The 25,118-nt window shown below is 71.4% G+C and carries 20 protein-coding genes and 1 pseudogene; 8 read left to right on the top strand and 13 right to left on the bottom strand.

Annotated elements, in window-relative coordinates; all coding sequences use genetic code 11:
* Positions 1 to 197: 197 nt before the first annotated feature.
* From dnaJ to ABH928_RS27555, 4 genes are all read left to right on the top strand, one after another.
* Positions 198 to 1,370 (top strand): molecular chaperone DnaJ, encoded by a 1,173-nt coding sequence (dnaJ, locus tag ABH928_RS27570; protein ID WP_370071246.1) that lies wholly within the window; start codon positions 198 to 200, stop codon positions 1,368 to 1,370.
* A 49-nt stretch (positions 1,371 to 1,419) separates the two neighbouring features.
* Complete coding sequence (locus tag ABH928_RS27565; RefSeq protein ID WP_370071256.1) at positions 1,420 to 1,911, top strand: heat shock protein transcriptional repressor HspR; 492 nt, start codon at positions 1,420 to 1,422, stop codon at positions 1,909 to 1,911.
* 448 nt (positions 1,912 to 2,359) lie between these two features.
* Positions 2,360 to 3,376: a LuxR C-terminal-related transcriptional regulator gene (locus ABH928_RS27560; RefSeq protein ID WP_370071244.1), complete on the top strand. Its 1,017-nt coding sequence runs from the start codon at positions 2,360 to 2,362 to the stop codon at positions 3,374 to 3,376.
* A 201-nt stretch (positions 3,377 to 3,577) separates the two neighbouring features.
* Complete coding sequence (locus tag ABH928_RS27555; RefSeq protein WP_370071242.1) at positions 3,578 to 4,105, top strand: hypothetical protein; 528 nt, start codon at positions 3,578 to 3,580, stop codon at positions 4,103 to 4,105.
* 2 nt (positions 4,106 to 4,107) lie between these two features.
* On the opposite strand, the gene ABH928_RS27550 is transcribed toward ABH928_RS27555, so the two are convergent.
* The gene (locus ABH928_RS27550; RefSeq protein ID WP_370071240.1) at positions 4,108 to 5,220 is read right to left on the bottom strand and encodes a C4-dicarboxylate ABC transporter; all 1,113 of its coding nucleotides are present in this window, start codon (positions 5,218 to 5,220) and stop codon (positions 4,108 to 4,110) included.
* Positions 5,221 to 5,290: 70 nt separating this feature from the next.
* On the opposite strand from ABH928_RS27550, the gene ABH928_RS27545 reads away from it, so the two are divergent.
* Positions 5,291 to 6,256 carry a LysR family transcriptional regulator gene (locus ABH928_RS27545; protein WP_370071238.1) on the top strand — a complete coding sequence of 322 codons (966 nt, stop codon included), beginning with the start codon at positions 5,291 to 5,293 and terminating at the stop codon, positions 6,254 to 6,256.
* Here the strand turns inward: ABH928_RS27545 and ABH928_RS27540 are convergent.
* Positions 6,244 to 7,536 (bottom strand): MFS transporter, encoded by a 1,293-nt coding sequence (locus ABH928_RS27540; RefSeq protein ID WP_370071236.1) that lies wholly within the window; start codon positions 7,534 to 7,536, stop codon positions 6,244 to 6,246. The genes ABH928_RS27545 and ABH928_RS27540 overlap by 13 nt on opposite strands.
* Before the next feature lie 157 nt (positions 7,537 to 7,693).
* Positions 7,694 to 8,485 carry a carbon-nitrogen family hydrolase gene (locus ABH928_RS27535; RefSeq protein WP_370071234.1) on the bottom strand — a complete coding sequence of 264 codons (792 nt, stop codon included), beginning with the start codon at positions 8,483 to 8,485 and terminating at the stop codon, positions 7,694 to 7,696.
* 129 nt (positions 8,486 to 8,614) lie between these two features.
* On the opposite strand from ABH928_RS27535, the gene ABH928_RS27530 reads away from it, so the two are divergent.
* A complete protein-coding gene (locus tag ABH928_RS27530) occupies positions 8,615 to 9,442 on the top strand; it encodes a maleylpyruvate isomerase family mycothiol-dependent enzyme (protein ID WP_370071231.1) in 828 nt (275 codons plus the stop codon).
* A gap of 212 nt (positions 9,443 to 9,654) precedes the next feature.
* Here ABH928_RS27530 and ABH928_RS27525 read toward each other — a convergent pair whose 3' ends face one another.
* From ABH928_RS27525 to pdhA, 6 genes are all read right to left on the bottom strand, one after another.
* Positions 9,655 to 11,079, bottom strand: a complete 1,425-nt coding sequence (locus ABH928_RS27525; protein WP_370071229.1) for a nitrate/nitrite transporter — start codon at positions 11,077 to 11,079, stop codon at positions 9,655 to 9,657.
* Between the two features lie 122 nt (positions 11,080 to 11,201).
* Positions 11,202 to 12,308 (bottom strand): hypothetical protein, encoded by a 1,107-nt coding sequence (locus tag ABH928_RS27520; protein WP_370071226.1) that lies wholly within the window; start codon positions 12,306 to 12,308, stop codon positions 11,202 to 11,204.
* A 136-nt stretch (positions 12,309 to 12,444) separates the two neighbouring features.
* Positions 12,445 to 13,581, bottom strand: coding sequence for a M64 family metallopeptidase (locus ABH928_RS27515; RefSeq protein ID WP_370071224.1), 1,137 nt, complete (start codon positions 13,579 to 13,581; stop codon positions 12,445 to 12,447).
* A 306-nt stretch (positions 13,582 to 13,887) separates the two neighbouring features.
* Positions 13,888 to 15,366 (bottom strand): dihydrolipoamide acetyltransferase family protein, encoded by a 1,479-nt coding sequence (locus ABH928_RS27510; protein ID WP_370071222.1) that lies wholly within the window; start codon positions 15,364 to 15,366, stop codon positions 13,888 to 13,890.
* Between the two features lie 18 nt (positions 15,367 to 15,384).
* Positions 15,385 to 16,368, bottom strand: a complete 984-nt coding sequence (locus ABH928_RS27505; protein ID WP_370071220.1) for an alpha-ketoacid dehydrogenase subunit beta — start codon at positions 16,366 to 16,368, stop codon at positions 15,385 to 15,387.
* Between the two features lies 1 nt (position 16,369).
* Positions 16,370 to 17,497: a pyruvate dehydrogenase (acetyl-transferring) E1 component subunit alpha gene (gene pdhA, locus ABH928_RS27500; protein ID WP_370071218.1), complete on the bottom strand. Its 1,128-nt coding sequence runs from the start codon at positions 17,495 to 17,497 to the stop codon at positions 16,370 to 16,372.
* A 250-nt stretch (positions 17,498 to 17,747) separates the two neighbouring features.
* Between pdhA and ABH928_RS27495 the strand changes: the two genes are divergently transcribed.
* Both ABH928_RS27495 and ABH928_RS27490 read left to right on the top strand, forming a co-directional pair.
* Positions 17,748 to 18,413 carry a response regulator gene (locus ABH928_RS27495; RefSeq protein WP_370071216.1) on the top strand — a complete coding sequence of 222 codons (666 nt, stop codon included), beginning with the start codon at positions 17,748 to 17,750 and terminating at the stop codon, positions 18,411 to 18,413.
* Between the two features lie 139 nt (positions 18,414 to 18,552).
* Complete coding sequence (locus ABH928_RS27490) at positions 18,553 to 19,575, top strand: phosphotransferase enzyme family protein (RefSeq protein WP_370071214.1); 1,023 nt, start codon at positions 18,553 to 18,555, stop codon at positions 19,573 to 19,575.
* 283 nt (positions 19,576 to 19,858) lie between these two features.
* Here the strand turns inward: ABH928_RS27490 and ABH928_RS27485 are convergent, their stop codons facing one another.
* From ABH928_RS27485 to ABH928_RS27470, 4 genes and pseudogenes are all read right to left on the bottom strand, one after another.
* The gene (locus ABH928_RS27485) at positions 19,859 to 21,436 is read right to left on the bottom strand and encodes a protein kinase (RefSeq protein WP_370071212.1); all 1,578 of its coding nucleotides are present in this window, start codon (positions 21,434 to 21,436) and stop codon (positions 19,859 to 19,861) included.
* Between the two features lie 273 nt (positions 21,437 to 21,709).
* Positions 21,710 to 23,161 (bottom strand): annotated as a pseudogene (locus ABH928_RS27480) (protein kinase); the annotation flags it as partial.
* A gap of 257 nt (positions 23,162 to 23,418) precedes the next feature.
* Positions 23,419 to 23,961 carry a bacterial proteasome activator family protein gene (locus ABH928_RS27475; RefSeq protein ID WP_370071210.1) on the bottom strand — a complete coding sequence of 181 codons (543 nt, stop codon included), beginning with the start codon at positions 23,959 to 23,961 and terminating at the stop codon, positions 23,419 to 23,421.
* An 80-nt stretch (positions 23,962 to 24,041) separates the two neighbouring features.
* Positions 24,042 to 24,773, bottom strand: coding sequence for a hypothetical protein (locus ABH928_RS27470; protein ID WP_370071208.1), 732 nt, complete (start codon positions 24,771 to 24,773; stop codon positions 24,042 to 24,044).
* Positions 24,774 to 25,118: the final 345 nt, after the last annotated feature.

Genomic DNA, 25,118 nt, shown 5'->3' with positions numbered 1-25,118 from the left:
GCGGCGGGGGGGTCTCCGCCGGCTCCCCCTCTCTCCCTGTGTTTGGCCCCCGGGGCCGCGGCGTCCCGCCCCCCCCCCCCCCCCACCCCCCCCCCCCCGGGGGGGGGGGGGCGGGGGGGGGGGCCCCCCCACTCCCGCTACCGCTGATCAGTGCATTGATCCGGGCGTCGTTGATCAGAGCGTGAGGAGGGAGAGCTTTGAGCGGCAAGGACTACGTGGAGAAGGACTACTACAAGGTCCTGGGCGTGCCCAAGGACGCCTCCATCGCCGAGATCAAGAAGGCCTACCGCAAGCTGGCCCGGGAGTTCCACCCCGACGCCAACAAGGGTGACAAGGCCGCCGAGGAGCGCTTCAAGGAGATCTCCGAGGCCAACGACGTCCTGTCCGACCCGAAGCGCCGCAAGGACTACGACGAGGCGCGCACGCTCTTCGCCAACGGCGGCTTCCGCGGCGGCGCGGGCCAGGGCGGGTTCAACTTCGACCTGGGCGACCTGTTCGGCGGCGCCCCACAGCCCGGTCAGGGCGGCCAGGGCGGGAGCTTCGGCGGCGGGGTCGGCGACCTCTTCGGCGGCCTCTTCGGCCGCGGTCGGGGCACCACCACCCAGCCGAGGCGCGGCGCGGACGTCGAGTCCGAGGTCACGCTGAGCTTCGTCGAGGCGGTCGAGGGCGCCACGGTCCCGATCCGGATGACCAGCCAGTCCCCGTGCAAGGCCTGCGCGGGCACCGGAGCCAAGGCCGGCACCACCCCTCGGGTCTGCCCGACCTGCGTCGGCACCGGCCACATCAGCCGGGGCCAGGGCAGCTTCGCGCTGAGCGAGCCCTGCCGCGACTGCAAGGGCCGCGGCCTGCTGGTCGACGACCCGTGCGAGGTCTGCCACGGCAGCGGTCGCGCGACGTCGGCCCGGACCATGCAGGTGCGGATCCCGGCCGGGGTCGGCGAGGAGCAGCGGATCCGGCTCAAGGGCAAGGGCGCCCAGGGCGAGCGCGGCGGCCCGGCGGGCGACCTGTACGTGACGGTCCACGTCACCCCGCACCCGGTCTTCGGCCGACGCGGCGACAATCTGACGGTGAGCGTGCCGGTCTCCTTCCCTGAGGCGGCGCTGGGTGGCACGATCCGGGTGCCGACCCTCGGCGGTCCGGCGGTCACCATGAAGATCCCGGCGGGCACCGCCAACGGCCGCACCATGCGGGCCCGAGGCAAGGGCGCGGTCCGCAAGGACGGCACCCGCGGCGACCTGCTGGTCACCGTCGAGGTCGCGGTCCCTCCGGAGATGGAGGGCGAGGCCAGGGCGGCACTGGAGAAGTACCGCGAGGCGACGGCCGCGGACGACCCGCGGGCGGCGCTGTTCAAGGCAGCCGAGGAGGCGTGAGATGCCCGGCACCAACGACGGCGGAACCCCCGGCGTGGGAGGCCCCGGCATGGGGGCTCCAGGAAACCCGGTCGGCGGCAACCCGGTCGGCTCCAACCCGGTCGGCGGCGGAGCGGCACGCGGCCCGCGGGTGGCGTACCAACTGACGGAGTACACCCCCGTCTACGTCATCTCGGTCGCGGCGGAGCTGAGCGGTCTGCACCCGCAGACGCTGCGTCAGTACGACCGGCTCGGCCTGGTCTCCCCCGACCGCACGGCCGGACGCGGCCGGCGCTACTCGTCCCGCGACATCGAGCAGCTCCGCGAGGTCCAGCGGCTCTCCCAGGAGGAGGGCATCAACCTCGCGGGTATCAAGCGCATCATCGAGCTGGAGAACCAGGTCGCCGCGCTCCAGGCCCGCGTCGCCGAACTCCAGGGCGCGGCGGAGGCCGCAGCCGCGGCGGTCCACGCGTCGTACCGCCGCGACCTGGTGCCGTACCAGCAGAGCTCGGCGCTCGTCGTCTGGCGTCCCAAGCCCCGCGGCGAGGGGAACACCCGCTGACGCGGACATGTCACGAGAAATGCGTCAACTGAGGGGCCGTGTCCGGGGAGGCACGGCCCCTCAGTTGTCGCTTACCCCGGTCGCCGAGGAGGATCGGCCGGGGAGCCTCTTACTGCTGTGCGACAACGGCGGACGGTTGACTACCGCCCCAAGTCGTGTCAGCGGACGCCGCGCCGGAGCCGATGATCAGTGCCGCGATGGCAACGCTTCCAGCGAGAGCGGCCCTCCAAAACGTACGGTGCGACGCGCGCATGGAGTATTTCCTCTCTCTCGGGGATCGTCCCGACCAGATGGACAAGATCGATCCCATGGATGACCGCCGACCGGAGGGCGGCCATCCACCACAATGGGGTACGCATTTGGCACCAGTCAGTATTCGATAGTGGCAACAAATGACCAGACCTGAAATGGCCACAGGATGAAACGGGATGAAGTGGGCATAGCTTCGATGAGCAGCCCGGAGCTCCCCGACGCTCTGAGCGCGGAGGCAGTCGCGATCTACCGGCGCGCCCTGATGGACGGAGAGTTCGTCTGGGACAACGCCGCCGCGGCGACCGGCCTCGACAAGGATGTCCTGGAGCAGGCGCGCGACGAGCTCGTGGCCCACTTCCTGCTGCAGCCGATCTCCCCCAGCGACCAACGGCTACGGCCGATCAACCCGGAGCTGGCGGCCGCGAAGCTCGCGGAACCCTACGAGGAGGCGATCCGGGCCTACCGGACCGCCGCGGAGGGCACCCGGGAGCAACTGCTGCAGCTCATGCCGGCCTACCTCGGTCGGACCATCTCGGGACCGGTGAGCGGTGGTCTGGAGATCATCTCGGACCCCGCGGAGGTCCAGCTGCTGATCAACAATGCCGCCACCAAGTGCACCCGTGACCTCATGACCGTCCAGCCCGGCGGCAAGCGCAGCACCGCACAGCTCCAGTCCCTGCCCTTCGACCTCAACATCGCGCGACGTGGCGTGCGCTTCCGGATGATCTACCAGCACACCACGAGGACCCAGCTCCACATGCGGTCCTATGTCAGCGCCATGGTGGAGGCCGGGGCGGAGATACGGACCGCCGACCAACTGCCCGACATCCTCTTCATCGTCGACCGCGAGATCGCGTTCATCCCCAAGCGCACCCACGCCGATCAGATGCCGGGCGCGCTCGTCGTCCGCGAGCCGGTGCTGATCTCGTTCCTCTGCACGCTGTTCGAGCAGTTCTGGATCACCTCCAGCCCGTTCCTCGACGAAGGCCCCGGCTACCAGAACGCCTCCGACGACCTGAGGAGGTCACTGCTGGAACTGCTCGCCCAAGGCCTCAAGGACGAGGTGGTGGCCCGACGGCTCGGCATGTCGGTGAGAACCTGCCGACGCCACATCGCCACCCTGCTGCAGGAGCTCGGCGCCGAAAGCCGCTTCGAGGCAGGCGTCCGCGCAGCTCAGCTGGGTCTGTTGAAGCGACGGGACAGCGACGAGTGACGCCTTCTCATGCCAGTGCGCGACAGCTTCATGCCACAGGCCTCTCGTGGACTCTCACACGTTCCTCCCAGCACCATCGAAGCATCCCCCCAAGGGTTGCCGGCGCCGGCACCTGAATCCCTGTCTGACCGGGCGACATTCATCCTGCAACGTACGGGACTTGTCGTTTCGCGGTCAACCTTGTCGATGGAGCCGATCGTGATGACCGAGCTGTCCGACGCCGAGCTCGCGGCCGACGCACGCCGCACCATGCGCGTCTTCCTCGCTGCCCCTTCCCTCCGCCTCACCGGTCCCGCCGACGGTGTCTTCAGCCTGGCGCTTCGCGGCAGAATCTCCTCGGTGCGGGAGGCTCTGCTCGACGCCGGTGTCAGCGTGTTCAGCACGCACCACGACGACGTCTGGGCCACTCGCGGTGTCGGTATAGGCATGCGCGTCCCCTCGGCGTTCCGGGCGATGCAGTCCGCGGACCTCGCCGTCGCGTATGTCGGCTCGCCCCTCTCGGCCGGTGTCGGCATGGAGCTCGGCTGGGCCACCGCGCTTCGCAAGCCCGTCGTGCTGCTGGTCGACAAGGCAGTCGCACACAGCCCGATGATCTCGACGCTCGAGGAGGTGTCCCCCGTGCTGCCGCTCGAGTTCGACACCACCTGGACCGAGGCCCAGCTGCGGCACACCATCATCGCCGCCCTCGACTGGGCCGACACCTCGGTCACCTACCCCGAGGCGTCCTGACCTCAGCCGCGCAGGAACGTCGGCAGCGATCGGGCCGTGCGCACCACCGCCACGGCCCAGGCCGACACCAGCAGCGCGTACAGCGCCACCGCCGCGACCGCGAAGGCGGCGAGACCGGTGCGGGCGTAGAGGCCCGCGGCGCCGGTGACGCAGGTGCCCACCGGGAAGGTGTACGCCCACCAGGTCATGGCGAACGGCATCCCGTTCCGCAGGCCGTGGACCGTCGCCGCGCCCGCGATCGCCAGCCACAGCAGTGCGAAGCCGAACACCGGCACGCCGTAGAGCAGCGCGAAGCCGCCCAGGACGCCGCCGAACTCCGCCGGGCCGTGCGCGGCGAACTGGGTCACCGCCGTGACGGACTGCCCGAGCGGGCCCAGCACCAGGAACAGCGTGGGGATCAACACCGGTGGCAGCGGCCCCTCGTGGGCGAGTCGGGCGAAGAGCGTCGGCAGCAGCATCAGCACCGCCACGAGGCTGATGCCGAACATCGCCACGCACGCGAGCAGCATGGTCGACTGCGCCTGCCCGGACGGCAGATGGGGGATCAGCGCGGGGCCGAGCGCCGCGGAGACCATCGGCGCGACCACTGGCAGCAGCCAGGTCGGCGCGGAGTCCGCGCGGGCCACGTCATAGTGCATGGCCAGCCGGTACAGGACCGTCCCGGCCGCCCAGATCCCGTAGACCGTCCCCAGCGTCCACAGCACCGCGTCCAGCGCCAGTGCCAGGCCGGGTCCGAGCAGGGGCTCGCCCGCGCCCAGCGCACCGAAGCCGACGGCCATCAGCGCCATCGGCGGGCAGCCGAGGAAGACCGCGACGGACGGGTCGTCCAGGGGCCGGACCCGCGCGTGGTGCAGACGGCCCACGAGCCGCGTACCGGCCAGCGCCACCAGGCCCGCGAAGCCCAGCGCCCAGAACGCCTCCGCCCACACCTGCGCCCAGCCCGCGGACCCGACGCCCGGCAGGACGTGCGCGCCGTTGGCGACGATGGCGGTGCCCATCACCGCCGCGTACCAGTTCGGCCCGAAGCGGCCGGCCGCTTCGACGACGGGGTGACGGGTGACGGGGTGCTGGGTGAATCGCCTGGTGAGCGGCAGGGCGAGCGCGGTGGGGGTCATGTGTCCACCGTCGCTCCGGCGCGTCGCCGCCGGTAGGGATCATTCTCCGATGGGGACATAAGCTGGTGCTATGAGTTCGACCCCAGGCCCGGCGAACGTCCCGCTCTCCTCGCACGTACCGGAGCTCGGCGCGCTGGAGTTGCTGCTGGCCGTGGTCCGGCTCGGAAGCCTCGGCCGGGCGGCGGCCGAGCTGGGCATCACCCAGCCCGCGGCCTCGGCCCGGATCGCCGCGATGGAGCGGCAGATCGGCGTCACGCTGCTGGAACGCTCCCCGCGCGGCTCCCGGCCCACGGAGGCCGGTGCGCTCGTCGCCGAGTGGGCGGCGCAGGTCGTGGGCGCGGCGCAGGCGCTGGACGCCGGAATCTCCGCACTGCGCGAACGCCGGGACGCACGGCTGAGGGTGTCGGCGAGCCTGACCGTCGCCGAGTACCTGATGCCGGGCTGGCTGCTGGCCCTGCACGCGGCGCTGCCCGGCACGGCCGTGACCCTGCGCGCGGCGAACTCCACCGAGGTGGCCGCGCACATCCTCGACGGGGAGGCGGACCTGGGCTTCGTCGAGGGTGTGCGGATGCCGACGGGCCTGGACGGCGTGGTCGTCGCACGCGACCGCCTGCTGGTGCTCGTCGCCCCCGCACACCGGTGGGCACGACGGCGCAGCCCGCTCTCTCCCGCCGAGGTCGCCGCCACCCGGCTGATCCTGCGCGAGCACGGAAGCGGCACCCGGGAGGTGCTGGACGCGGCCCTCGCCCCCGTCGGCGGACTGGCCGAGCCACTGCTCACGCTCGCGTCGACGACAGCGCTCAAGTCAGCGGCCACCAGCGGTGCGGGGCCCGCCGTGGTCAGCGAACTCGCGGTGGCCGACGATCTGGCCGCAGGCCGGCTCGTCGCCGTGCCCGTGGCCGATCTGGTGCTGGAGCGCCCCCTGCGCGCGGTGTGGCCCAAGGGCGCGAAGCCCAAGGGCCCGGCACGCGAGCTGCTCTCCCTGATCCGCTCGGCGCGCAACCAGCGCAACGCCCTGACGGATCAGCGGGACTGACTCTCCGGAATGTCCCGCCAGCCGCGCAGCGGTGAGGCGAGCAGCCACAGGCCCGTCGCGGCGAGGAAGCCGGTGGCGACCCAGAGCGCGGTGCGAAGCCCCAACCAGGTGCCCACCGTGCCGCCGAGCAGGGCGCCCAGCGGCATCGTGCTCCACATCACCCAGCGGATACCGGCGTTGACGCGGCCGAGGATCTCCCTGGGGATGCTCGACTGCCGGTAGGCCATCTGCGCGGTCTGGTAGACGGCTCCGCCCGCGTTGAAGACGCCCCATCCGAGCGAGTAGAGGATCAGTCCCGCGCCGGGGCCCGCCAGCGGCATCAGCAGCGCGAAGGGGGCACAGACGATCAACGACACCCACATCGCCCGGGCGTTGCCCAGCCGGGCGGTCAGCGGCTTGGCCAGCAGACTGCCGACGAACCCGCCCAGCACGCCGGTCCCGATCACCACACCCACGAGCGGGCCCGAGGTGTGCAGTGCGCGGACGAGGTAGACCACCTCCAGGCTGCCCACGGCGACGATGCCCAGGTTCGCCGTCGCGGTGCAGCAGGTGATCGCCCGCAGCACCGGGTTACGCCAGGCGAAGCGCAGGCCCTCGGTCATCGCCACGCGGAAGCTGACGGGCGCGGTCCGGGTCCGGTCCGGCTCGGGCCGGGGGTCCGGCGAGCGCATCAGCAGCAGTGTGACAGCGGCGACCACGTACGAGACACCGTCCACGGCGACGGCCCGCGCGGCCGTCACCACTCCGGCCAGCAGCGCACCGAGCGCCGGGCCTGCCGCGTCGGAGGCGGTCTCGGTGGCGTTCAGCTTGCCGTTGCCGTCGACGAGTTGCTCGCGGGTCAGCACGTTGGGCAGGTAGCTGGCATCGGCGATGCTGAAGAAGACGGTGATGCTGCCCACCACGGCGGTGACGGCGTAGAGCTGCCACAGCTGGACGTGCCCGGCGAACGCGACGGCGGGCACCGAGCCCACGACCAGCGCGCTGAGGACCTGGCACCAGAGCATCAACCGCCGTTTGCGCAGCCGGTCCACCACGACCCCCGCCGGCAGGGCGAAGACCGCTGCGGGCAGTCTGCGGGCCAGGCTCAGCATGGCCACCTGGAACGTCGTCGCTCCGAGACTCTGAACAGCCAGCAGCGGGATGAGCAGCGTGGACACGGCCGAACCGAGATCGCTGGCCGCACCGCCGCCCCAGAGCAGCATGAAATCACGATGGCGCCACAGCGAAGAGCGCGCCTGTGAGGGGAGAGGCGTCTCGAGGGACGCTGTTTTGTCAGGCACTCATCACATCTACCGCATAGTTGGTCGCAGGCCAACCAGAATCCGGTGAGAGCGTGGATCATCATGGCGACCTCGGTGAGTCACCGTTCAATCTGCCACCACTGCCATCAGTGGCATCACTGAACCCACTGGCATCTTCCTGCCACTTGGTGGCCGGTCACCACTTCTGACGGTCCCGCAGGACCGGGAACTCCTCGCGGGTGCGGGCGACGACCGACGGGTCCAGGTCGACCGTCAGCACCTCCTCCGCGCTGCCGGACTCGCCGCCGTTGGCCTCCGCCAGGACCGCACCCCACGGGTCGACCACGACGCTGCGGCCCGCCTGCGGGACGCCCCCGTGGGTGCCCGCGGTGTTGCAGGCGAGGACGAGGGCCTGCTCCTCCACCGCGCGGGCGCGGGCCAGCAGCGACCAGTGCTCGGCGCGCCGGGCCGGCCAGGCCGCCGGGACGACGAACAGCTCCGCGCCACGGTCCAGCATCGCCCGGAACAGCTCCGGGAACCGCAGGTCGTAGCAGGTCGCCAGGCCCATCCGACCGAACGGCGTGTCGACGACGCAGACCTCCTGCCCGGCCGCCATCAGCGCCGCCTCACCGCTGTCGAAGCCGAAGCGGTGGATCTTGCGGTAGACGGCGTGCAGCTCGCCGTCCGGCGCGAAGAGCAGCGAGGTGTTGAACAGCGGCCCGTCCGGGTCGCGTTCGACGATCGAGCCGGCGTGCAGCCAGACGCCCGCGCCCCTCGCGGCGGCGGACATCGCCTCCGCGGTCGGCCCGTCCAGCCGCTCCGCGCCCGGTGCCCACGCGTCGTAGGCGAATCCGCCCAGGTTCCAGAGCTCCGGCAGCACCACCAGGTCCGCCCCGTGCTGGGCCCGCACCAGCGCGCTCACGCGCGTCCTGCGGTCGTCCACGGACTCCGCTTCGTTGACATCGATCTGGACAAGAGAAGCGCGCACCGTACCACCCACTCCGTCAGGGGCCCTACGATCAAGACCGATCAACACCGGAAAGCGCTGACCTGGGGACAGCAGGCAGCGTAACGTGCCGATAGCGCAATTGGCTGCACCGCTCAAGGGGTCGTGAACGTGACCGACAAGCAGACGGTTCAGGCGTACGCCGATGCCTGGACCCAGTCCATCGAGGCCATATCCGAGCTGGTCGCCCCGCTCAGTGAGGGAGAGTGGAACCGCCCCACCGAGTGCCCGGGCTGGTCCGTCCGCGATGTGGTCTCCCACGTCATAGGCATGGAGCTGGAGCTGCTGGGCGACCCCCGACCGATCCACACCCTGCCCCGCGACCTGCGGCACGTGGTCGACGAGTTCACCCGCTACTGCGAGGTGCCGGTCGACAAGCGGCGCTGCCACACCGCTCCGGAGATGACCGCGGAGCTCGAGTACACGATCATCCGCAGGTCCCGCGCGCTGCGGCAGCCACGCCACGAGCCGACGGACGAGGTCCGCTGGCCGATGGGCCCGTACACCCGGGACGTTCCCTACCACCAGCTGCTCCGCACCCGCGTCTTCGACGTCTGGACCCACGAGCAGGACATCCGCAGGGCGCTCCGCGCTCCCGGCGGCCTGGACAGCGCGGCGGCGGGCATCACCCGTGACTACCTGGTCGAGCTGCTGCCGCGCGCCGTCGCGAAGCTGGCGGGCGCTCCCGCGGGCTGCACGGTCGTCTTCGACGTCCACGGCGCGCAGGAGTTCATGACCACCGTCCGGGTCGACGAGGGGGGCCGCGGCAGTGTCGACGCCACCGTCCCGCTGGCGCCTGCGGCGCGGTTCAGCATGGACTGGGAGACGTACGCCCGCCTCGCGTGCGGTCGGATCGCCCGATCGTCGGCGGACGTGAAGTCCGAGGGCGACGAGGCGCTGGCGCGTCGCATCCTGGACAACTTCTCGGTCACACCCTGAGGGCAGAGCTTTCTGCGCAAGGGACGTTGCAAACGTCCGGGGGCGCGGGGCTCTGCTGACTAGCGGCCCTGCCGCGTGGGCGCGACAAGCCACCCGTGTGGTGAGTCGCCGAACGGGCAGGGCCATCCCCACTGGGTGGTTCCTCGCGCCCACGCGGCGGAGCCGCATATCAGCAGAGCCCCGCGCCCCCAGATAGTGCAATGCCCCTGCGACTACCGCCCGCGCGCCAGCTCGCGTTCGCGGGCCAGCGCCCGACCGCGCAGGCGCAGGATCTGGAACAGCCCCAGCGCCATCGGGATGTACAGCATCGCGAAGGCCTGTCGGAACGCCGCGGGCGTGTAGTCCGCGCCGCCGTGCGGGGTCGCGAGGTCGAGGACGAAGCCGATCAGGAACAGCGCGATGACCGCGGCGATGAAGCCGCCCATGTTGACGATGCCGGAGGCCGTCCCCACCCGCTCCGGCGGGTTCACCGGGCGGGCGTAGTCGAGGCCGATCAGGGACGCGGGGCCGTTGCTGCCCATCACCACGACCAGGACCAGCAGCAGCCACAGCGGCACGTGCGCGCCGCCGCCCGGCCACAGCAGCACCGCCGCCCAGACCGCGCCGGTGCCCAGCACCACCGCGAAGACCGTCGGCGTCCGCAGGCCCGGCCGGCGCGACATCAGCTGGCCGAAGAGGACCGCGAAGCCCATCCCGCTGAGGATCACCAGGCTGAGCATCCCGCCCGCCTCCGCGCGGGACATGCCCTGACCGTCCATCAGAAAGGGCATCCCCCACAGCAGCAGGAAGCTCGACGCCGGGAACGCCGTGGTGAAGTGCACCCACATGCCCAGCCGGGTGCCCGGCTCGCGCCAGCTCACCCGGATCTGCTCCAGCAGCGAGAAACCCGCCGGACGCGGGGTGACCGCTGCTTCGGTCGCGCGTGCGCGGCGCGCGAACAGCGGCTCGCGCGGCGCACTGTCCGGCGTCTCCCGCAGTGCGAGGACGACCACGGCCAGCACGACCACGCCGAACAGCGCGGTGGTGGCGAAGGTCGGCGTCCAACCCGCACTGTGCAGGACCTGGGAGAGCACCAGCGTGCTGACCAGGTTGCCGACCGTGCCGACCAGGCCGGTCAGCTGGGCGATGAAGGGGTTGCGGAAGGCCGGGAACCAGCGCGCGCCGATGCGCAGGACGCTGACGAAGGTCATCGCGTCGCCGCAGCCCAGGACACCGCGGGCGAGCAGCGCCGGGGTGAACGAGGTGGCCAGCGCGAAGCCCAGCTGCCCGGCCGTGAGCAGCACCAGGCCCGCGCTGAGGATGCGGCGCGGGCCGAAACGGTCGACCAGCAGGCCGACCGGGATCTGCATGCCCGCATAGATCAGGATCTGCAGAATGGAGAAGGTCGACAGCGCCGACGCGTTGATCCCGAACCGGGCCGCCGCGTCCAGCCCGGCGACGCCGAGGCTGGTCCGGTGGACCACGGCCAGGACGTAGACGGTGACGCCGATGCCCCACGCGGTCCACGCGCCCCGCCCGCCGGGCGGCTCCCGCCGGACGCCGACCGCCGCGTCGGAGGTGGTCGCGTCGGCGGAGGTCGCTGCAGTTGCGGTGGTGGCAGCGGTACCGGACGCGGCGGCAGGCTCGGCAGCAGACATGATGCTGACAGCTTAAAGGTAGGACCTTTGGGCCTGTTCCTGCCGTCTGGAAAGTGAGACGTACCCCTCAGCCGCAGTCAGCCGGGAGTCACCCGGGGTCAGCCAGGCATCAGCCGGTGGCGTCAGTGCGTCTGCGCGTAGCTGAAGAGCGAGAAGATCCGGCTGTCGAAGATCGGGCTGTAGCTGGTCCAGCTGTTGGGCCCGCCCTCCTCGTAGCCGCCGGTGAGGCCGATCAGGTTGCCCGTCGTCCCGTTGAAGTAGGTGACCCACGGACCGCCGGAGGTGCCACCGTAGAAACCGGTGCAGTACAGCACCATCTGCCGGTAGCCGGCGAGCTTGCCGGTCCGGTAGTTCGGGCTGCAGCGGATCGCCTCGTCCGCCGGGTCCGAGGAGATGTCCGGGTAGCCGAGCGCGGTGATGTAGAGGTAGTAGCTCGACGTGTAGGCGAGGTGGTAGCCGCCGGTCACGTTCTGGATCAGCTGGCCCGAGGCGTTCGGCGCGACCTGGGCGAAGGCGTAGTCGTAGTCACTCGCGTCGGACTCGCCGCTGCTGTAGTGGGCGTCCTTGAAGACCTTGGTGACCGCCCAGATCCCGTACGGCTGGCTGAGCGCACCGTGCTGGTACATGGGCACGTAGGCCATCCAGCTGCCGGGGTTGCAGTGGGCGGCCATCACGATCATGTTGTGCCCGGCACTGTTGACCACGCTGGCGGTGCAGTAGTGGGTGGTGAGGTTGCTCGACGCGTAGACGATGATGCCCGTCTCCGGCGTCCCGCCGAAGTGGTACGAGTGCGCGATCGTGGCCGAGGTCACCGTGTTGGACGCCGTCGTGGCCGCGTGGGAGACGGTCGTGGACGCGGCCTGGACACCGGAACCGCCGACCTTGGCCGGGGCGGCCTCGTCCGGAATCGCCGCAGCGATGCGCGCCGGAGTCCAGAACTTCGCCGCGGCGGCGGAGTTCCACGTGGTGGCGGCCACCGTGGCGACGCGCGGGGCGACGGACATACTGCCCGAACCGGGCGCACCGGGCGTCGCGGCCCCACCGGACGGAGCCGAGGAGGCAGCAGCCGCAGCGGACGAACCGGTGCTCGAACTCGCCGCCGGTGTCGGCCCGTTGGCGCTCGCGCCGAACGCGGTCGGCGCGACGAACGCACCGGCCACACCCAGCGTGACAAGACCCGCAAGAGCGGCCTTGATCGCCACGCTCCGACCGCGCTTACGCTCGCCCACCCGATATCTCCCCACCCCAGTGCCTACCTGCGCTCACACACTCTCATATGCCTCCCTGTCACCCCTAAGGGTGACTGCAGCCCGTTAGCAGAACTTGACCTTGCCCGGCTCCAGCCCGTCGGAACCGTCACAACCCTCACTTCGCCGTCACGACCCAGCTGAACGTCCTGCTCATCCGCCGCCGCCGGAAGGCGTCGTCACGGACCCACGACGTACGGTCGGTGACGACGACTCGGACCGTCACCCGCGCGCCCGACGGCAGCTCCAGCCCCCTGGTGTCGAACGCCAGCCCGCGCTCACCCAGCAGACTGCCGGGCGCGGGCCCGCCGCCGACCGTCCAGCTGACGGTCAGTCGGCTGCCGTCGGCTTCGGGGTCTGCGGGGAGCACGGGCGCGACGCGGAGCGTCGTCCCGGCGTCGACCGCGCTGCCGTCGGCGGCCGGTGAGACCGTGTCGACAGGGCTGACGTGACGGTAGAGCGACTCGATGATCGCCTCGCGGGAGGGCAGGTTGTAGGTGGCGCCCAGGGTCCGCATGATCGAGTCCTGGGTCGGCCGGTACAGACCGTTGGCGCTCCGGTACGCGCCGACCAGTCCGCCGGTGGGGTCCTCCGCGCCCAGCCAGCGCCACCACTTGGCGTGCGTGGCCGCGAGCGTGTCGGCGTCGGCGGAGGAGAGGTTGGGGAAGTCGCTGTCCCCGCCCGGCGCGGCGTCGTACTCGTCGCCGAGACCCCCGACGGTGTGCCCCATCTCGTGCTGGATGATGAGCCCGGCGCCCGTCGCCCCGGCGGCAAGCGTGGTCACCCCGGTGCCACCACCACCGCCGTACCGGTCGGAGTCGGCCAGCGCGATGACGTACTCGGGCCCGTCCGGCGTGCCGGTGTACCGGGTGACGGCGTCGTCGTCCGCGCAGAGCAGCCGCGGCATGCCCTGGCACCCGAAGTGCATCCCGAGCGGCGAGCCGGCACCGATCCCGGAGCGCGGCGACACCAGGTCGATCCGCCGCACGTCGAAGAGCGGCGCGTAACTCCGGAACGGTTCCACGGAACTGAGTGCCCGCCAGGTATCCGCGGCTTGCGCACGGAAGCGCGGGAGTTCGTCGGCGGTGTAGCCGTCCCCGATGAGCACCAGCGTGATCCGGTTCGCCGCAGGCCCGTTGTCGACGAGCGTGGCCTCGTCGACAACGCGCGGCTCGGACGCCAGCGCGGGCGGCGGGGCGGCGCCCGCCAGGAGCAGGACCAGGAGCAGCAGAAACACACTCAGGTGACGACGCACGGGGCGGATCGTCTCCGCGTGCCGCTCACCGCTATACAGCTCCCGCCCAACTTCACCCCCGCGAGTGAGCCGGGTGCGGCAGGTGGGGACCATGCAGTTGCTCAGGGGGCTGGGAACTGATGCGAGTGGCCAGCAACAACAGGGGCGCGGGGAACTGCGCGAGAACCACCCTGTGACGGATGGCCCTGTGCGCCCGGCGACTCACCACACACGGTGGCTTGTCGCGCAGTTCCCCGCGCCCCTAGGTGTTGCAACCACCTGCGGGAGCGCAACCTCAGCTCGCGCCCCTGGAAGGTGCAACTGCACCTACTGCCAGCTGATCAGCCTCTTCGGCTGCTCCAGCACTGCCGCCGTGTCCGCCAGGACCTTGCTGCCCAGTTCGCCGTCGACCATCCGGTGGTCGAACGACAGGGCCAGCGTGGTCACCAGGCGCGGGACGACCCGGCCCTTGTGCACCCAAGGGAGTTCCCGGACCTGGCCGAAGGCCAGGATCGAGGCCTCGCCCGGGTTCAGGATCGGGGTGCCCGAGTCGACGCCGAAGACGCCGACGTTGGTGATCGTCACCGTCCCGCCCTGCATCGCCGCAGGCGAGGTCTTGCCCTCGCGGGCCACCTCGATCAGCGACGTCAGCGCGCCCGCCAGCTCGGGAAGAGCCATGCTGCCCGCGTCCTTGATGTTCGGGACGATCAGGCCGCGCGGAGTCGCCGCGGCGATGCCGAGGTTGATCCGGCGCTTGTGGATGATCTCCTGGTTGGCCTCGTCCCAGCTGGCGTTGATCTCCGGGTTGCGCCGGATGGCGATCAGCAAGGCCTTGGCGACCAGCAGCAGCGGGCTGACCCGCACGCCCGCACCCAGCTCGCCGCTCTCCTTGAGGCTGCGGACCAGCTTCATCGTGCGGGTGACGTCGACCTGGACCCACTCGGTCACGTGCGGCGCGGTGAACGCGGAGCTGACCATCGCCGCCGCGGTCGCCTTGCGCACGCCCTTGATCGGGATCCGGACGTCTTCCGCACCCGACACGACCGCACCCGACACGACCGCGACCGGCTCGGCGGCGGGAGCGGCCGGTGTCGCCACCGGAGCCGCGACGGCCACGGGCGCCGTCGCCGCGGTGACGTGCGCGTGCACGTCCTCGCGGGTGACCGTGCCCTGCGGGCCGGTCGGGGTGACTGCGGCCAGGTCGATGCCCAGGTCCTTGGCCAGCTTCCGCACCGGCGGCTTCGCCAGCGGACGCTCACCGGACGCGGGAACGGCCGGAGCAGTCGGGGTGACCGGAGCAGCCGGAGCGACCGGTGCAGCCGGGGTGACCGGTGCAACCGCAGCCGGCTTGGGCGCGTAGTACGTCCCCTCCCCGCCCGCCTGCACGACCGTCGGCGCCGCCGCAGCCGCAGGCTTCCGCGCCCGCCGCTTCGACGAGCCCGAGCGCGGGCCGTACCCGACCAGCACCTCGCGCCGCTCCGGCTCGGTCTCCTCCTCGGCAGCGGAGGCAGCCGCAGGAGCAGCCGCCTCCGCCGGAACCGCAGCGCCGCCCGCAACGGCGACGCTGATGATCGCCGTGCCGACGTCGACGGTCGTGCCCTCGCCGAAGAACAGCTCCTGCACCACCCCGTCGAACGGGATCGGCAGCTCGACGGCCGCCTTCGCCGTCTCCACCTCGCAGACGACCTGGCCGTCGGCGACCGTGTCGCCGGGCTGGACGAACCACTTGAGGATCTCGGCCTCGGTCAGTCCCTCGCCGACATCCGGCATCTTGAACTGACGAACGTTCTCAACCGCAGTACTCATGGTGCTCTCCATCCCCCGTCAGAAGGCGAGGGCGCGGTCGACGGCGTCGAGCACCCGGTCGAGGTCCGGCAGGTACGTCTCCTCCACCCGGCTCGGCGGGTACGGCGAGAAGTATCCGCCGACCCGGAGCACGGGGGCCTCCAAGGAGTAGAAGCAGCGTTCAGTGATCCGGGCGGCCAGCTCCGAACCCATGCCCATGAAGACGGGGGCCTCGTGGACCACCACCGCGCGGCCGGTCCGCTTGACCGAGGCGGTGAGGGTGTCCATGTCCAGCGGCGAGAGCGAGCGCAGGTCGACGACCTCGATCTGGTGGCCGTCCTCAGCGGCGGCCTCGGCCGCCTCCAGGCAGACCTTGACCATCGGGCCGTAGGCGACCAGCGTCAGGTCCCGACCCGGGCGCGTGACTCGGGCGGAGTGCAGCGGGGTCGGGGCCTCGCCCAGCGGGTCCACCGAACCCTTGTCCCAGTAGCGGCGCTTCGGCTCCAGGAAGATCACCGGGTCGTCCGAGGCGATCGCCTGACGCAGCATCCAGTGCGCGTCCAGCGGGTTGGAGGGCGAGACGACCTTCAGACCGGCCGTGTGGGCGAAGTACGCCTCGTGCGACTCGCTGTGGTGCTCGACCGCGCCGATGCCGCCGCCGAACGGGATGCGCACGGTGATCGGCAGCTTGACGTGGCCCAGCGCACGCGCGTGCATCTTGGCCAGCTGGGTGACGATCTGGTCGAAGGCCGGGTAGACGAAGCCGTCGAACTGGATCTCCACCACCGGGCGGTAGCCGCGCAGCGCCAGGCCGATCGCGGTGCCCATGATGCCGGACTCGGCCAGCGGGGTGTCGATGACGCGGCTGTCGCCGAAGTCCTTGTGCAGTCCGTCGGTGACCCGGAAGACGCCGCCCAGACGGCCCACGTCCTCGCCCATGATCAGGGTCTTCGGGTCGGCCTCCAGCGAGCGCCGCAGCGCCTCGTTGAGGGCCTTCACCATGCTGTAGTTCTCAGCGGCCATCTCAGCGGCCCTCCCCAACCTCTTCGGAGCCGTCGAACGACGCCGCGTACGCCACATACTCAGCACGCTCCTCGTCGACGAGCGCGTGGCCCTCGGCGTAGACGTGCTCGAAGATCGAGGTCGGGTCGGGGTCGGGCATGTTGCGGACGCCCTCGCGGACGCGGCGGGCCAACTGCTCGCTCTCCGCCTCGACCGCGTCGAAGAACTCCTGATCCGCCCAGTCCTCACGGACCAGGTAGGACTTGACCCGCTCGATCGGGTCCTTGAGCTTCCACTCCTCCAACTCGTCCGCGATCCGGTAGCGGGTCGGGTCGTCGGAGGTGGTGTGGGCGCCCATGCGGTAGGTGAAGGCCTCGATCAGCGTCGGACCCTCGCCCGCGCGGGCGCGGTCCAGGGCCCAGCGGGTGACCGCGAGGCAGGCCAGCACGTCGTTGCCGTCCACCCGCACACCCGGGAAGCCGAAGCCCGCCGCGCGCTGGTAGAGCGGGACGCGGGTCTGCCGCTCGGTGGGCTCGGAGATGGCCCACTGGTTGTTCTGGCAGAAGAAGACCACGGGGGCGTTGTAGACCGAGGCGAAGGTGAAGGCCTCGCTGACGTCACCCTGGCTGGACGCGCCGTCACCGAAGTAGGCGACCACGGCGTCGTCGGAGCCGTCCTTGGTGATGCCCATCGCGTAGCCGGTCGCGTGCAGCGTCTGCGAGCCGATGACGATGGTGTAGAGCTGGAAGTTCTTCTCGTACGGGTCCCACCCGCCGTGGTTCACACCCCGGAACATGCCGAGCAGGTTCAACGGGTCGACGCCCTTGCACCAGGCGACGCCGTGCTCGCGGTAGGTCGGGAAGGCCCAGTCTCCCGGGCGCTGGGCGCGGCCGGAGCCGACCTGAGCGGCTTCCTGTCCCAGCAGAGAGGCCCACAGGCCCAGCTCGCCCTGGCGCTGCAGCGCGGTGGCCTCGCCGTCGAAACGGCGTACCAGGACCAGGTCACGATAGATGGAGCGCAGCTCTTCCGGAGTGGTCTCCAGGGAGAAGCGCGGGTGCTCGACTCGCTCGCCTTCTGGGGTGAGCAGCTGCACCAGCTCCGGGACGGCAGCGGTCGCCGTCCCCGCCGTGCTCTCGACGGTCACGTTCACTCCTCGGTATTTCCGGCCTCCGGGGTTGCCGGCAACCGGTCCGGTCGCCTGCTCCGTGCGTCATCGCTTCGGGTGGGCGACGACATCGGATCGGCGGATAGGTGTGCCCTGATCCTCTTCGAGAACGTTACCCAGGGGAAGACCCAATTTCCTCTGTCCTAGGACGTCCAACTACCATGCTCACCCCTAAACCGGGACAAAAGCTCCTCCGTGCACGGCAACTCGGTGAGCCGTATGCAAGGCTGTGACCATGAGCAAACCTGGACATACAGGACATATACGGGTCTTTCTCCTCGACGACCACGAGGTGGTACGTCGCGGCGTCCATGAACTGCTCTCGCTGGAATCCGACATCGAGGTGGTCGGCGAGGCCGGCACGGCCGCGGAGGCGCTGGCCCGGATCCCGGCCACCCGGCCGGACGTGGCGGTGCTCGACGTCCGGCTGCCCGACGGCAGCGGGGTGGAGGTCTGCCGGGAGATCCGCTCCGAGCTGCCGGAGATCCGGTGCCTGATGCTCACCTCCTTCTCCGACGACGAGGCGCTCTTCGACGCGATCATGGCCGGGGCCAGCGGTTACGTCCTCAAGGCGATCCGCGGGACCGACCTGCTCTCGGCGGTCCGCGACGTGGCGGCCGGAAAGTCGCTGCTGGACCCGGTCGCCACCTCCCGCGTACTCGAACGCCTTCGCGACGGCGGCGAGAAGGAGGACGAACGGCTGACCGGTCTGACCAAGCAGGAGCGCCGGATCCTCGACCTGATCGGCGAGGGCATGACCAACCGGCAGATCGGCGGCGAGCTGCACCTCGCGGAGAAGACGGTCAAGAACTACGTGTCCAGCCTGCTGGCAAAACTGGGCATGGAACGGCGCACACAGGCCGCCGCGTACGTCGCGAAGATGCACGCGTCCGAAGGCTGACGATCAGAGCCGGTCAGAGAAGATCGCGAACGGCCGCACCCGCCAACGCGGCAGTACCATCTGGCTCGTGACGCAGGGTCAGGCTTTTGCTCCGACAAGTGCATTATCAGCCGTTCCGGGTTCCGTACCGGGGTGGCTGGTGGGGGTCGTCGCCCGGTTCGGGGTGGGTCGCCCGGTCGCGGTGGAGCGCACCCGGCACGGGCTGTTGAACCGCGTCTGGCTGGTCACGATCGAACAGCAGGACGGCAGCCGTAGCCGGGCCACATGGGTGCTGAAGCAGTACCTCGACGACGGCGGCCACGCCTCCAGCGGCGCGCTCGCCGCCCAGCACCGCACCATCGCCGCGCTGGCGGCGGCCGGACTGCCGACGGTACCGCCGGTGACGGCGGCGGACGGGCGGACCCTGGTGCTGCTGCGTGGCCGCCGCTACGCGCTCTTCCCCTTCGTCGAGGGCGCGCCGCCACCGACCGGGCGGGCCCTCCCCCTCGCCGCCGGGGCCGATCTCGGCACGCTGCTCGGCCGGATCCACACCGAGCTGCGGCGGATCCAGCCGCCCGTCCTCGACCCCGGCCCCTGGCCCAGCGCGGACCCGCTGGACACCCGGCGCACCATCGCCGACCTGCTCTCCGCGGCGCGCTCCCGGGCCCGCCGCGACCCCGCCGACCCGTTCGACGCCCTGGCGGAGCGTCGGCTGCTCGAACGCCGCGTCCTGCTCGCCGCCCACGCCCACCGCCGCCCCGGCCCACGCAGCGCGCCCCCGGCCGGGTGGGTGCACGGCGACTTCCACCCGCTGAACCTGCTGCGGCGCGACGGACGCGTCGCGGCGGTCCTGGACTGGGACCGGCTCGGCATCAAACCCGTCGCGGAGGAGGCGGTTCGTGCGGCGACGCAGTTCTTCTCCGACGAGGCGAGCGGTGCCATGGACCTGACCCGGATCACCGCCTATGCCCGCGCCTACCGCGAGGCCTCCGGCGCGACACCCGAGCACCTGACCGCGGCGGTCCACCGCGTCTGGTGGGAGCGGCTCAACGACTTCTGGATGCTCCGCTGGCGCTATGCGCGGCGGGACGACCGCGCAAGCGTGCTGTTTCCCGCGGCGGCGGCGCAGATCGTCTGGTGGACGGACCGCTACCCGCTCGTCGCGGAGGCGTACACACAGTGAGGGTCACTGTTTCGCAGAGGGACGTCGCACTGTCTCGGGGCGCGGGGAGCTGCGCGAGTTACCACCCTGTGCGGATGGCCCTGGTAGTTCGGGGACTCACGACACTGGGTGGCTTGTCGCGCCCACGCGGCGGAGCCGCACATCAGCAGAGCCTCGCGCCCCTGAGAAAAGTGCAGCCACCTGCGGGAGCGAACGCCCAGGCTTGCCGCGCCCACGCGGCGGAGCCGCACATCAGCAGAGCCCCGCGCTCCTGGGGGTTGCAACTACCTCCGGGAGCGAAACGTCAGGACGTCGAGCCCGCCGACGGCGAGCCCGGCGGGGTGGTGTGGTCGGTCGACGGCGGCGCGGACGGCGTCGACGGCGACGTCGCCGGCGCCGAAGGCGTCGTGCTCGGGGATCCCGAGGTGGTCTGCGACGGTGTCGTGCTCGGCGTCGTCGACGGGGAGACCGGGGGCGTGGACGACGGCGTGTAGCTCGGCGTGTACGACGGCGTGTAGCTCGGCGTCTGGCTCTGCGACGGCGTGATGCTCTGGCTCGGGGTCTGCGAGGGCGTCGTGCTCGGGGTGACCGTCGGCGACAACGACGTCGTGGGCCCGCCTCCGCTACCGCCGCTGCCGTTCATCGCGAGCGCGACACCGACCGCCACCGCCGCCGCGACCACCAGGACCGCGATCACCGCGAAGAGTCCGCGTCGGTTGCGGCCCGCGCCCTCGTCGTCGTAGTGGTCGTCGTAGGTCGGCGGCACCGCGCCGCCCATGCCGCCGCCTGCCGCCGGCATCGGCTGCGGCGGGGTCGCCGCGCCCAGCACCGTGGTCGGGTGGTAGTCGTCGCCCGGCGCGGAGGCGATCATCGCCGTGGGGGCGGTCGGCGAGACCCCGCCGACCTGGCCGAGGATCTGGGTCGGGCCGGTCCCGCCGTGCATCTGGCGCAGCGCGTGCTGGATGTGGGCGCGGAACTCGTCCGCCGACTGGAACCGGTCGTCCGGGTCCTTGGCCAGCGAGCGCATCACCAGGGCGTCCAGCACCGCCGGGACCCGCGGGTTCGCCTGGGACGGCGGCACCGGCATGTCCTGAACGTGCTGGTAGACGACGGAGAGAGGCGTGTCGCCGGTGAACGGCGGACGCAGCGTCAGCAGCTCGTAGAGCATGCAGCCGGTGGCGTACAGGTCGGAGCGGTGGTCGACCGCCTTGCCGAGGGCCTGCTCGGGGGAGAGGTACTGCGGGGTGCCCATGACCATGCCGGTCTGGGTCATCGTCGAGGTGGCCCCGGTCAGCGCGCGGGCGATGCCGAAGTCCATCACCTTGACCGCACCGGAGTTGGTGATGATGACGTTGGCCGGCTTGATGTCGCGGTGGACGATCCCGTGCTTGTGGCTGTAGGCGAGCGCCTCGAGGATCCCGGCGGTGATGATCAGCGCCTGGTCGACCGGCGGCGGCTCCTTGCTCTGCAGCAGCTCGCGGACCGTGTGGCCCTCGACGAGCTCCATCACGATGTACGGGACGGTCTCGTGGCCGCGCGCCTCCTCGCCGGTGTCGTAGACAGCGACGACGGCGTGGTGGTTCAGCGCGGCGACGGAGTGCGCCTCACGCGTGAAGCGGGTGCGGGCGATGGAGTCCTCGGCCAGCTCGGGCCGCAGCACCTTGATCGCGACGGTGCGGCCGAGCCGCTGGTCCTCGGCGGCGTAGACCTCCGCCATCCCGCCGCGGCCCAGCCGGCGGACCAGCCGGTAGCGGCCGTCGCCCACGACGCTCAGGCCACTGGTGGTGACGAAGGGACCGGACGCGTCGGCTGCTCCCGCAGCGCCGTACCCGGACCGGGGATCCATGGCGTCCTCGTCCCCGGGGTGCTGCGTGTCTGCCATCGTTCTCCGCCGTCGTTCCGTGCCGTCGTCGATCCGTACTGCCCCGTTGTCCCGTACTGCTGTCCCGTACTGCTTGTACTGCCCGGTTGAACCGGGCGGGCGCCGGGGATCGCGCTTCGCCGCGCCTCTCAGCCGTTCCCGAGAGGGAGGAACCAACTCCGCACGCTACCGGTTTCCGGAGGACGATGCGGAGCGCCGCAGGTCAGAAGGCCGAAACCACGAAGTGGCCTACACACCACGGTCCGCCTGAACCACTCCGGCCACGGGCGTCCTGCCAAGTCCGCCGGTGTTGTCGTTGGACGAGCTGTTGAACGCGAGCACCGCGATCAGCACTATCAACCCGGCGAAGACCACGCCGACGATGAACAGGATCAGCACCAGCCGGCCGCAGCCGCGCGCGGCGTCCGTCTGCGGCGCCCCCGACGGCACGTACGGAGCCTGCGCGGGCGCCGGGGGCCGGGGCTGGGCGAACGGCGGCGGAGTCGGCGCCGGACGCTGTGGCACCGGGGTCGGCCGTGCCTGGGTGAACGGCTGCAGCGTGGGCCGCTGCTGCGCGAACGGCGGCGGCGTCGGCGCCGGACCCTGCTGCGCGAAGGGCGGCGGCGTGGGGCGCGGCTGCGCGAACGGCGGCGGCGTCGGACGCTGCGGGTAGGGCGGCGGCGTCTGGCCCATGTGCTGGGGGGCCATCTGCTGCCCGCCCATCTGCTGCGGGTACGGCGTCTGCACCGGCGGCATCGGGGTGTTCAACGGGCCCTGGGCCGCCGGGAAGACGGCGTTCTGGCCGGAGCCGCCGACGTGCCCCTGGTGCGGGCCGTCGACCAGCATCTGCGGCTGGTTGGCCGCCGTGCCCGCGCCCTGGGCGACGCGCTGGCACTCCTCGCGCATCGCGTCGGCGGTCGGGAACCGGTGCGCCGGGTCCTTCCGCAGCGCCCGCGCGACCAGCGCGTCGACCGCGGGCGGGATCGCCGCGTTCATGCTGGACGGCGCCGGCGGCGTCTCCTGGACATGCTGGTAGGCCATGCCCAGCGCCGACTCGGACTCGAACGGCAGGCGACCGGTCAGCAGCTCGAAGAGCATGCAGCCGACCGAGTAGAGGTCGGAACGGGCGTCCACGCTCTTGCCGAGCGCCTGCTCGGGCGAGAGGTACTGCGGGGTGCCGACGACCATGCCGGTCTGGGTCATCGAGGTGACGCCCGACTGCATCGCGCGGGCGATGCCGAAGTCCATCACCTTGACCACGCCGCGCTTGGTCAGCATCACGTTGGCGGGCTTGATGTCGCGGTGGACCAGGCCCTCCTCGTGCGAGGCGCTCAGCGCGGCCAGCACGTCGGCCGTGATCTTCAGCGCCTTCTCGGTGGGCATCGCGCCGAGCTCGGTGATGTCCTTGCGCAGCACCGAGCTGAGCGAGGAACCCTCGACGTACTCCATGACGATGAACGGCACGGGGGTGCCGTCGGTGTCGTCCTCGCCGCTGTCGTACACGGCGACGATGTTCGTGTGGTTGAGCCGGGCGACCGCCTGCGCCTCGCGGCGGAACCGCTCGCGGAACGACGGCTCGCGGCTCATCTCGCCGAGCATCGTCTTCACGGCCACCGGCCGATCCAGCACCGTGTCGTCCGCGAGATGGACCGTGGCCATACCGCCCTGGCCGAGCAAGTCCCGCAGCGCATAACGGCCGTGGCCGACCGTCCGCCCCGCGCCGTCCGCGCCGCCCTGCTCGCTCATGCGCTCGTCTCCCCCAACCGGCCTACCCCTTGGCGCGCCGTCAGGGCCCAACGTTAGCGGTACGGGCAGGGCCTCACACAGCCGGGTTTTCCGTCCGGTCCAACCCTGAACCGGACGGAACCTGAGCCTCCGCAGGCAGTCGGCAGTGCGTCCGCCCTGAACCGCTGCGAACTTCCGTACGCAGAGGGAAATCGCGTACGGCTACGGAAAAGGAGCCCAAACAACGAGAAGAGCGGGAGCGAGGAGAGCGGGAAGAACTAGAGGTACGGACCGGCGTGGATACCGCCGTGGCCCGGCTCGCCCTCGTCGTGGCCCGGCGCACCCGGCGGCAGCGCGCGCCGCATCTGCTCCAACTGCGCCCGGGCAGCCATCTGCTGGGCGAAGAGCGCGGTCTGGATGCCGTGGAAGAGACCCTCCAGCCAACCCACCAACTGCGCCTGCGCGATGCGGAGTTCCGCCTCGCTGGGGACCACGTCCTCGGTGAAGGGGAGCGACAGCCGCTCCAACTCCTCGACGAGCTCGGGCGCGAGGCCCTGCTCCAGCTCCTTGACCGAGCTGGCGTGGATCTCCCTGAGCCGCACCCGGCTGGCCTCGTCCAGAGGTGCCGCGCGCACCTCTTCGAGCAGCTGCTTGATCATGCTCCCGATCCGCATGACCTTGGCGGGCTGCTCCACCATCTCCGTTATCGGCAGCTCCCTCGGCTCACCCTCAACGGAGGAGCCGGCGCCGACGGGCATGCCGTCGGGGCCGACGATCAGGACCTGGGGGCCTTCTTCTGGCCGAGAGCTCGGGCTGTTCATGAACGACATTCTGTCCCACAGGGGTGTCAAGAGGGCGTGATATTCGACAGAACACGTGTGCGGTTCGCTCTGCGTGCGGTCTACAGCCGACGGATCCGCCAGCCGAACAGCGCAGCTCCGGCCCCGATCAGGGCCAGACCCACGCCGAGCATCCGGGCGTGCGGGCCGAGGTCCAGGCCGGTGTCCCGGGCGGCCAGCCGCGCCCTCGGGCCCGCCTGCTGCACCGACTCCGGCGGCAGGACCGCCTGCGGGCCGAGCGGCGGGGGGACGCTGGCGGCCGGTCGCGGCGCCTGGTCGATCGGCTGGACCGCGTCCTGACCGACGGGCACGGAAACCACCTGCTGCGAGCGGCTCCCCGACCCGCCCCCGCCCGGCGCACGAGACGGCGTGCCCCCCGGCGCGGGACGCCCCGGTGCGCCGGGACGGGGCTCCTTCGACGCCGCGCTCGATGCCGACGGCTTGCCGCTCGCGGGCGGGGACGGGAACAACGGGCTGACCACGGGGAGCGGCAGCGCGCTCACGGACGGGTCCGCGCCGGGCGGCCCGCCGGGCGCGGGATTCACGGGCGGGGCGCTCGCCACACCGCCGGGCGGCCGGTGGCCGGGCACGTGCGACGGGCGGTGCGCGGGCGTCCGGGTCGGCGTCCGGGCGGACCGCACCGAGACGAAGCGGAGCGGATGGCCGTCGGGCAGCCGGACCGTGATGCCGGCCGAAGCGGAACCGGTACCTGCCTCGTTCGCCCAGGCCAGCGGCGTACCGAGCGCGAGTACGGCAGCGACCGCGAGCCCCACCACGCTCGCCGCAACCGGCATCGACCCACCCGACAACACGCTCATATAGGGCAATTAGGGCATCGACTCGAACGCTGAGCAAGCAGGCTTACGCCGTTCAGGCCGCCCCTCCCCCGAACGCCGCGACCAAGGCCGCCCTGGCCACCCGGACCGACGCCCCCGAGCAGCACCACGTATTTGTCGCCTTCGACTCAATTCACGGCGGTCGTGCCTGCCGGGAAATTCACATCCACGGATGCAGACCCACTGCTACGCTCCGCCCTGCCCGCCTCACCGCAAGGCCCACAAGGGTCGTGACCAGCGGCCCACGGGCCCTCGGACGTTTCAGAACGTCTCCCGTCAGAACTTCTCGAAATTCTCTTTATT

Source organism: Streptacidiphilus sp. MAP5-3, assembly GCF_041262505.1.
In the GTDB taxonomy this organism is placed as follows: Bacteria; Actinomycetota; Actinomycetes; order Streptomycetales; family Streptomycetaceae; genus Streptacidiphilus.
This window is presented reverse-complemented; position numbering and strand designations above follow the sequence as displayed.